Origin of the sequence: Stenotrophomonas sp. HMWF003 (assembly GCF_003061285.1) — a bacterium.
GTDB classification, from domain to species: domain Bacteria; phylum Pseudomonadota; class Gammaproteobacteria; order Xanthomonadales; family Xanthomonadaceae; genus Stenotrophomonas; species Stenotrophomonas maltophilia_AP.
Genome location: NZ_QAIW01000108.1, coordinates 1 through 8,515, shown reverse-complemented (window position 1 = coordinate 8,515; position 8,515 = coordinate 1). Strand labels below are relative to the sequence as shown.

The window sequence follows — 8,515 nt, the reverse complement described above, 5'->3', positions numbered from 1 at the left end:
CGCGCGCGCAGTTCTTCGCGTTGGCGTGCTGCCTGTTCCAGCAGCAGCAACGCGGCCGTGGCGCGCAGCCCACCCTGATCCAGCCACGGCGCCCGCTGTGCTGCCGGACGCTGCAGCCATGCGGTCACCTCGGGGGTGCCCAGTGGCAGTTCACGCCGGGCCACCTCGAACAGCTGCTGGTAGTGATCCTGCGCCGAGGCGAAGTAATAGCCCTGGCGGGTCGCCTCTGCGCGGTTCTGCAGCACCGTCTGATCGGCCCGCCCTTCTCGCGTCAGGCGCGTCAGCAGGCCACGCGGGGTGATGCGGTTCAGGCCGGGCGTGGCCCAGGCCGGCACGCCTTCCTGCAGCAGCTTGCCGGTTTCCACCGCGCAGTTGTTGCTCACGAACAGGTACTTGCCGTCATAGCTCCAGTGCACCTGGGCCACGCGCTCGAGCAGGCTGGCAATCTCGCCGGGCTGCAGGCGCAGCGGCACCGACGACAGCCCGCGCAGTTCCAGCTGGGTGTACTCGTTGATCACCTGGTTCAGTGGCAGCACGAACAGCCGCGACGGATACGACCCGGTCAGCCCGCGCCAACTGGAAATCTGCACATCGCCGACAAATGCGCGGAACGACAACACCCGGTGATACGACAGGTCCATCCTGCAGGCCGGTCCCGGCGCGCGCCCCGGTGCGCAGATCACCAGCCGCAGCATGCTGTGGCCCCAGCGGCTCATCAGCTGGTCGTTGCCTTCGGCGAGCAGGTAGTCGACCGCGTACACGCGGGCGGGGTCCACCTGCAGCAGCGATGCGGCGCCGGATGCGTCGTCGGCCTGCACCAACGGCAGGCGTGTGTCGCAGTCGGCGGCGTGCCCGCTGGCACCGATCTGCGCGGTGAACCAGGCATGCAATGCCGGGCGACGGCAGGCATACGCCGGGTCGAGCACGAAATGCTCGGCGTTGACCGCCAGGTATTCCGCCGGGGTAGCCCGCTCGTAAGCGTCGGGGCTGCGCGTGCTGAAATGATTGCCGGTGCGGCCCAGCCGCCAGGGGCGCTGCTGCCAGCCACTGAGGTCGCGCCATCGCGCGGTCTGCGACCAGCCCCCGCCCCGGGCGCGGTCCAGCACATGGGCAAGTTCATGGATCAGCGCGGCCTGCAGCGCGCGCGGCAGTGGTTCGCCCGCGCGTACGTCATCAAGCAGGTCACGGCGCAGTGTGATCGCGCCACGGCGGGTGCGGCCATGCACCTGGTCGGGAAGCGTGGCCGACCAGCGTACCCGTACCGGACGATCAAAACGGGCCTGCCAGGCGGCAGGTATTACGTGCTGCATATCCTGCAGTGCACGCTCGGCGGCCAGAATCTGCTGCCCATCAAGCCCGTCCGGCTGCAGCTCGAACTGCAGGGCGGCCTGCGCGAAGGGACTGGCCAACAGCGCCGCCAGGGCCGCCCAACGCCAGCGGCGGGCCCGGCGACGCGCCTGCATCAGCGTGCCAGCAGGGTCCGGGCCAGCGCCAGGTCGCTGGCATCACGCTGCGCGGCATCGTGTTCGCGCAGGTGCAGCAGGGCCGCTTCCAGGCGGGCGCCACGGATGGCACCGTCGCTGGCGACGAACGCCGCCGCGTCTTCGCGCGCATCCAGCACGATCTTGTCATCGTCCGAGCTGGACGAACCGGCCGACGAGGCACCGGAGGCGGAGCCAGCGGACGAGCCGGCGAAACTGGAGGCCAGCGCCGGCAACGGCAGGGCAAGGACGGCGAGAAGCAGGATCGGACGCATCGTCATGGTGTCGTTCGAAGTGGGAAAGCGCAGAGCGTATAGCCTGTGTGAAGACCTGTCGCGTCCTAGAGGTCGAACAGCTTGCCGGGATTCAGCAGCCCTTGGGGATCAAACGCTCGTTTGACCGCCTTCATCAAGGCGATTTCCGGCGCACTGCGGGTGCTGTCCAGGTAGCCCTTCTTGACCAGCCCGATGCCGTGTTCGGCCGAGATGCTGCCGTCGAAACGGGCCAGCACCTGCGCCAGCAGCTTGGTCACGTGTTCGCACTGGGTCAGGAATTCCGCATCTTCGGTGGCATCGGGCTTGAGCACGTTGATGTGCAGGTTGCCGTCGCCGATGTGGCCGAACCAGACCACGTCGAAGTGCGGGTACGCCTGCCCGATCAGCGCCTGGGTTTCGGCCATGAACGCCGGCATCGCCGAGATCCGCACCGACACGTCGTTCTTGTACGGCTTGTAGCGCGCCACCGCCTCGGTGATGCCTTCGCGCAGGCGCCACAGCTGTGCGGCCTGCGCATCGCTGGCACTGACCACGCCATCGCTGACCCAGCCCTGCTCCATGCAGGCCTCGAACGCCGCCATCGCGGCGGCCTCCTGGGCTTCGTCGCCGGCCGCGAATTCGGTGACCACGTAGAACGGGTGCACCTGCTCGAACGGCGCCTGCGCGCCGTGCGCAAGCACGTGTTCCAGCGCACGGTCGGTGAAGAACTCGAAGGCCTGCAGCTGCATCCGCTCACGGAACGCGGCGAACACCTGCATCAGCACCTCGAAGCTGGGCAGTGCCAGCAACATCACGTTGCTGGCCGGGGGCGGATCGGTGAGCCGCAGCGTCGCCTCGACAATGACGCCCAGGGTGCCTTCGGAGGCGATCAGCAGCTGGCGGAAATCGTAGCCGCTGGAATTCTTGATCAGGCCCTTGTTGAGCTCCAGCAGCTCGCCGCTGGCGGTGACCACCTTCAACCCGGCAATCCACTCGCGCGTATTGCCGTAGCGGATCACGCGGATGCCGCCGGCGTTGGTGGCGATGTTGCCGCCGATCGAACAGGAGCCACGCGCAGCGAAGTCCACCGGGTAGATCAGCCCGTGTTCCAGCGCCGCGTTGTGCACCGCCTCCAGCGCCATACCGGCCTGTACGGTCAGGGTGCGGTCCACCGCATCGAAGGCCAGCGGCTTGTTCATCCGCTCCAGGCTGAGCACCAGCTCGCCGTGTGCGGCCACCGCGCCACCGGACAGGCCGGTGCGGCCGCCCGAGGGCACCACGGCCACCTGGTGCGTGCTGGCCCAGCGCAGGATCGCCTGCACCTCCTCCACGCTGCCCGGCAGGGCGATCGCCAGCGGTGCCGGGGTCCAGCGCCGGGTCCAGTCGCGCCCGTAATGCTCCAGGTCGGCCGGTTCGGTCGTGAGCCGCAGCCCGGGGCAGTCCTGCAACAGCGAAGAAAGGCGCGGGTCGGTCATGGCGGCACGGCAGGACGAGGGAATTCCCAAGCGTAGCAGACCACCCCGGCGGGCCTGGCCGCCGGCGTCCGGTTGCGCGTGTCAACGGATGCATCTGAAACCATCGCCGCGCCGATTGGCGCACTGCACAATCCCCCGCCCGTTCTGGCATAGTTGGGCGCTCCCGCCCTACAGCTGCGCCCCGCCCATGTCGCCGAAGAAGACCTCGTTCCCGAAGCAGGATATCCGCGTGCTGTTGCTGGAGGGGGTGAGCCAGACCGCGATCGACGTGTTCACCGCCGCCGGCTATTCGCAGATCGAACTGCACAGCAAGGCGCTGCCCGAGGACGAGTTGAAGGCACGCATCGCCGAGGCGCACATCGTCGGCATCCGCTCGCGCACCCAGCTCAGCGCCGACGTGCTGGCCAACGCCAAGCGCCTGATGGCGGTGGGCTGCTTCTGCATCGGCACCAACCAGGTCGACCTGGACGCGGCCGAACTGGCCGGCATCCCGGTGTTCAACGCGCCCTACTCCAACACCCGCAGCGTGGCCGAACTGGTCATCGCCGAAGCGATCATGCTCACCCGTGGCATCCCGCAGAAGAACGCCGAATGCCACCGCGGCGGCTGGTCCAAATCCGCCGCCGGCAGCCACGAAGTGCGCGGCAAGACGCTGGGCATCATCGGCTATGGCCACATCGGCACCCAGGTGGGCGTGATGGCCGAGGCCATGGGCATGCAGGTGATCTTCCACGACGTGGAAACCAAGCTGTCGCTGGGCAATGCCCGTGCGGCGATCAGCCTGGACGACCTGCTGTCGCGCGCCGACATTGTCACCGTGCACGTGCCCGAAACCCCGGCCACGCAGTGGATGATCGGCGCCGAACAGCTGGCCCGCATGCGCCCCGGCGCGCACCTGATCAACGCCGCGCGCGGCACCGTGGTCGATATCGATGCGCTGGATGCGGCCTTGCATGCGGGCCACATCGGGGGCGCGGCACTGGACGTGTTCCCGATCGAGCCCAAGGGCAACGGCGATGCCTTCGTGTCGCCGCTGACCGCGCACGACAACGTGATCCTGACCCCGCACGTGGGCGGCAGCACGCTGGAGGCGCAGGACAACATTGGCGTTGAAGTGGCGGCCAAGCTGGTGCGCTACAGCGACAACGGCAGCACCCTGTCGGCGGTCAATTTCCCCGAAGTGACCTTGCCCGAGCACGAGGACAGCCTGCGCCTGCTGCACATCCACCAGAACGTGCCGGGCGTGCTGTCCAAGGTCAACGAGATCTTCTCGCGCCACAACGTCAACATTGACGGCCAGTTCCTGCGCACCGACCCCAAGGTGGGCTACGTGGTGATCGACATCACCGCCAGCGAGGCACAGGCCGGCGCGGTACGCGACGAACTGGCCGCAATCCCGGGCACGCTGCGGACGCGCGTGTTGTATTGATCCGGGTGCGTTGCGTGGGGGCGACAGCGCGGATGCGCTATCGCCGCGCCAACCATCGCTTCGCCATGCGCGGCAACGAATCGTCGCCATCCGGCGTTTCGATCGCGGCATTGGCCACGTCGCGAATGTCCCGCCACGCCAGCGCCAGCGATTCTTCGCTGAGCGCGAACTGTTCGCTGCCCACCGCCCGCACCACGTAGCGGGCGTCGTAATGCCAATGGCCCGGCACGTCCCTGCGTTCGGGGATCCAGTGCTTGTCGATGTCGAACAGCGCGCCATCCTCCAGTACCAGCCCGCTCAGGCCGGACTCTTCCTCCGCCTCCTTGAGCGCCACCCGGGCCACGTTGCGGTCGCCGTCGGCATGCCCGCCCAACTGCAGCCAGCGGTCCAGCTTGCGGTGGTGGGTGAGCAGCACGCGCTCGCCGTCGGCACTCACCAGCCACGCGCTGCCGGTGAAATGACCGGCCAGCCGTTCACGCAGGAACGGGTTCTCCGGATCGTCCAATAGTGTGCTGAATTCGTCAGCCAGGGCGGCGTGGGCGGGCTGGCGCTGCGCATACGCAGCCAGTTGGGCACGCAGTTCAGCATCAGCAATGACAACGGATTCAGGGTTCAGCGACATGGTGGCGGGCGGTTCGGGCGGGATTTGTCGATTATCGCCGGGCCATGCTGCATTTGTGCTTGTGCGCGGGCTTCAGCTTTGGCTAAGGTACAGCGGGCCCCGCACGCTGGGGCGCCCAGTTGCCATCAAGGTGCCCGGCAATGTACCGCGCACCTCACCTTTGTCCATTTAGGGAAGCACTGCATGCTGAAGTCTCTGTTGAGGGTCAAACCGGTTGAACCCGCCGGCCACGTCGACGCGGGTGAACCCATCGAAGGCAGCCTGGACGGCGAAGCCACACTGAAACGGACCCTCACAGCCAAACACCTCATCATGCTCGGGATCGGCGCGGTGATCGGTGCCGGCATCTTCGTGCTGACCGGCCAGGCCGCAGCCAACCACGCCGGACCGGCGGTCATGCTGTCGTTCGTGTTCGCCGGCTTCGCCTGCGCGCTGGCCGGCCTGTGCTACGCCGAATTCGCGGCAATGATGCCGGTCTCCGGCAGCGCCTACTCCTACTCCTACGCCACCCTCGGCGAAGGCATGGCCTGGTTCATCGGCTGGTGCCTGGTGCTGGAGTACCTGTTCGCGTCAGCGTCGGTCGCGGTGGGCTGGTCGGCCTACCTGATCAGCTTCATCACCACCACGCTGCACATGCCGTTCCCGGACGCGCTGAGCGCCGCGCCGATCGCCTGGAACGGGCACGAGTTCGCCGCCTCCGGCAAGCTGTTCAACCTGCCGGCGATGCTGATCGTGGCGGCGGTGACCGGCCTGCTGTATGTGGGCGTGACCCAGTCTGCGTTCGTCAACGCGATCATCGTGGCCATCAAGGTCTTCGTGATCTGTCTGTTCGTCGGCATCGGTGCGGCTCACGTGGACCCGGCCAACTGGCATCCGTTCATCCCCGAAAACACCGGCGTGTCCGGCGAGTTCGGCTGGAGCGGCGTGTTCCGCGCGGCCACCATCGTGTTCTTCGCCTACATCGGCTTCGATGCGGTCTCCACCGCCGCCGGTGAAACCAAGGACCCGCAGCGCAACATGCCGATCGGCCTGCTCGGCTCGCTGGCGGTCTGCACCATCGTCTACATCATCGTGTGCGCGGTGCTGACCGGCATGCTGCCGTACCACCTGCTGGGCACCGACAAGCCGGTGGCCACCGCGCTGGAAGCCTACCCGAGCCTGTCCTGGCTGAAGACCGCCGTGGAGATCGGCGCCATTGCCGGCCTGTCCTCGGTGGTGCTGGTGATGATGATGGGCCAGACCCGCATCGCCTACACCATTTCGCGCGATGGCCTGCTGCCGAAGGTGTTCGGCAAGGTCCACAAGCGCTTCCGCACCCCGTACTGGGCCACGATCGTGGTCGGCGTGATCGCCGCCGCACTGGCCGGCCTGGTGCCGCTGAACGTGCTTGGCGAGCTGGTGTCGATGGGCACCCTGCTGGCCTTCGCCACGGTCTGCGTGGGCGTGCTGATCCTGCGCTACACCCGGCCGGAGCTGACGCGTCCGTTCCGCGTGCCCATGGTGTGGGTGATCTGCCCGCTGGGCGCGGCGTCGTGCCTGTTCCTGTTCTGGCAGGCGTTCGTGGTGCATTGGCACCTGTTCGTGGGCTGGACGGTGCTGGGCCTGCTGATCTACTTCGGCTACGGCATGCGCCACAGCAAGCTCAACACGCCCTCGGCCTGATGCACCTGACGGGCCGGCCCACGCCGGCCCGTTCCACATACGCTCCACCTACAAGAAACCACACCATGTTCAAGCAACTGTGGGCCACCAAGCACCCGCACGCCGCCCACGAAGACGCCAACGGCCTGAGCCTGCGCCGCACGCTCGGCCCCTGGGGGCTGACCGCGCTGGGTATCGGCGCGGTGATCGGCGGCGGCATCTTCGTGATCACCGGCCAGGCCGCGGCCAACCACGCCGGCCCGGCGATCATGCTGTCGTTCGTGCTCGCCGCGATCTGCTGCGCGTTCTGCGCGATGGCCTATGCCGAGTTCGCGGCGATGGTGCCCGTCTCCGGCAGCGCCTACACCTATACCTACGCCACCTTCGGCGAGCTGTCGGCCTGGTTCATCGGCTGGATGCTGGTGCTCGAATACGGCGTGTCGGCCTCGGCGGTGGCGGTCAGCTGGACCGGCTATTTCCTGAGCCTGCTCAGTCATTTCGACATCCACCTGCCGGCCGCGCTGGTCAGTGCACCGCTGGATGCGCAGCTGCGCCCGACCGGGGCGATCGCCAACATTCCGGCCGCGATCCTGGTGCTGCTGCTGACCTGGCTGTGTTACGTGGGGATCAGCAAATCCTCGGCGATGAACATGGCGATGGTGGTGCTCAAGACCGGGCTGATCATCCTGGTGATCATCGCGGGCTGGAAGTACGTGGATCCGGCCAACTGGACGCCGTTCATCCCGGAGAACGCGGGACCGGGCAAGTACGGCTTCGAGGGGGTGCTGCGCGGTGCGGCGATGGTGTTCTTCGCCTACATCGGGTTCGAGGCGGTGTCGGTGGCGGCGCAGGAGTCGCACAAGCCGCAGCGTGACATGCCGATCGGCATGCTGTTGTCGCTGGTGATCTGCACGGTGCTGTACATCGCGATGGCGGCGGTGATGACCGGGCTGGTGCCGTACCAGCTGCTGGGCACGGACGAGCCGGTGGTGACGGCGGTGGCGGCGCACCCGCAGCTGGGCTGGTTGCGGATCGTGGTGGAGATCGGGGCACTGATCGGGTTGTCGTCGGTGGTGCTGGTGATGATCATCGGGCAGCCGCGCATTTTCATGATCATGGGGCGCGACGGGTTGCTGCCGCCGGTGTTCACGAAAATCCACCCGAAGTACCGGACGCCGCACATCAATACGGTGATCACGGGGATAGGGATCGCGCTGCTGGCGGCGCTGTTCCCTCTGGATATCCTGGGCGAGCTGACGTCGATGGGGACGCTGATTGCGTTCGCGGCGGTGTGCGCGGGGGTGTTGATTCTGCGTCGGACGCAGCCAGACTTGCCGCGTCCGTTCCGGATGCCGATGGCGTGGTTGATCTGCAGTCTGGGGGTGTTGAGTTGTATTGCGCTGCTGACGGCGATGACGGCGCACAACTGGATGCTGATGGGGATCTGGACGGCGGTGGGCTTTGCGATCTACTTCGGGTACGGGTATCGGAATAGTCGGCTTGCCGGGAAGTAAGGGGTGGGTTTGTGCCGGGCCTGCGGCCCGGCGGCCCGCTTTTACTGCAAGTGCCAAGAGCCAATGCAACCGCTACGGCGGCTCTGGGGTGCTGTGGGG

General features: G+C 67.3%; 7 protein-coding genes. 3 read left to right on the top strand and 4 right to left on the bottom strand.

What is annotated here, in order from left to right; genetic code table 11:
• The 3 genes from DBR34_RS04315 to DBR34_RS04305 all read right to left on the bottom strand — a co-directional run.
• A partial coding sequence (locus DBR34_RS04315; protein WP_128095857.1) for a DUF4105 domain-containing protein occupies positions 1-1,463 on the bottom strand: 1,463 nt, incomplete at its 3' end.
• A complete protein-coding gene (locus DBR34_RS04310) occupies positions 1,463-1,762 on the bottom strand; it encodes a DUF2388 domain-containing protein (RefSeq protein WP_128095854.1) in 300 nt (99 codons plus the stop codon). The genes DBR34_RS04310 and DBR34_RS04315, both read right to left, overlap by 1 nt.
• Before the next feature lie 59 nt (positions 1,763-1,821).
• Positions 1,822-3,210, bottom strand: a complete 1,389-nt coding sequence (locus DBR34_RS04305) for an FAD-binding oxidoreductase (RefSeq protein WP_128095853.1) — start codon at positions 3,208-3,210, stop codon at positions 1,822-1,824.
• 187 nt (positions 3,211-3,397) lie between these two features.
• On the opposite strand from DBR34_RS04305, the gene serA reads away from it, so the two are divergent.
• Positions 3,398-4,639, top strand: coding sequence for a phosphoglycerate dehydrogenase (gene serA, locus DBR34_RS04300; protein ID WP_128095852.1), 1,242 nt, complete (start codon positions 3,398-3,400; stop codon positions 4,637-4,639).
• Positions 4,640-4,676: 37 nt separating this feature from the next.
• Here serA and DBR34_RS04295 read toward each other — a convergent pair whose 3' ends face one another.
• Positions 4,677-5,261, bottom strand: coding sequence for an NUDIX hydrolase (locus DBR34_RS04295; RefSeq protein WP_181393895.1), 585 nt, complete (start codon positions 5,259-5,261; stop codon positions 4,677-4,679).
• Positions 5,262-5,444: 183 nt separating this feature from the next.
• Here DBR34_RS04295 and DBR34_RS04290 point away from each other — a divergent pair, with 183 nt between their 5' ends.
• Positions 5,445-6,923, top strand: coding sequence for an amino acid permease (locus DBR34_RS04290; RefSeq protein ID WP_128095851.1), 1,479 nt, complete (start codon positions 5,445-5,447; stop codon positions 6,921-6,923).
• Positions 6,924-6,988: 65 nt separating this feature from the next.
• Positions 6,989-8,416: an amino acid permease gene (locus tag DBR34_RS04285; RefSeq protein ID WP_128095850.1), complete on the top strand. Its 1,428-nt coding sequence runs from the start codon at positions 6,989-6,991 to the stop codon at positions 8,414-8,416.
• Positions 8,417-8,515: the final 99 nt, after the last annotated feature.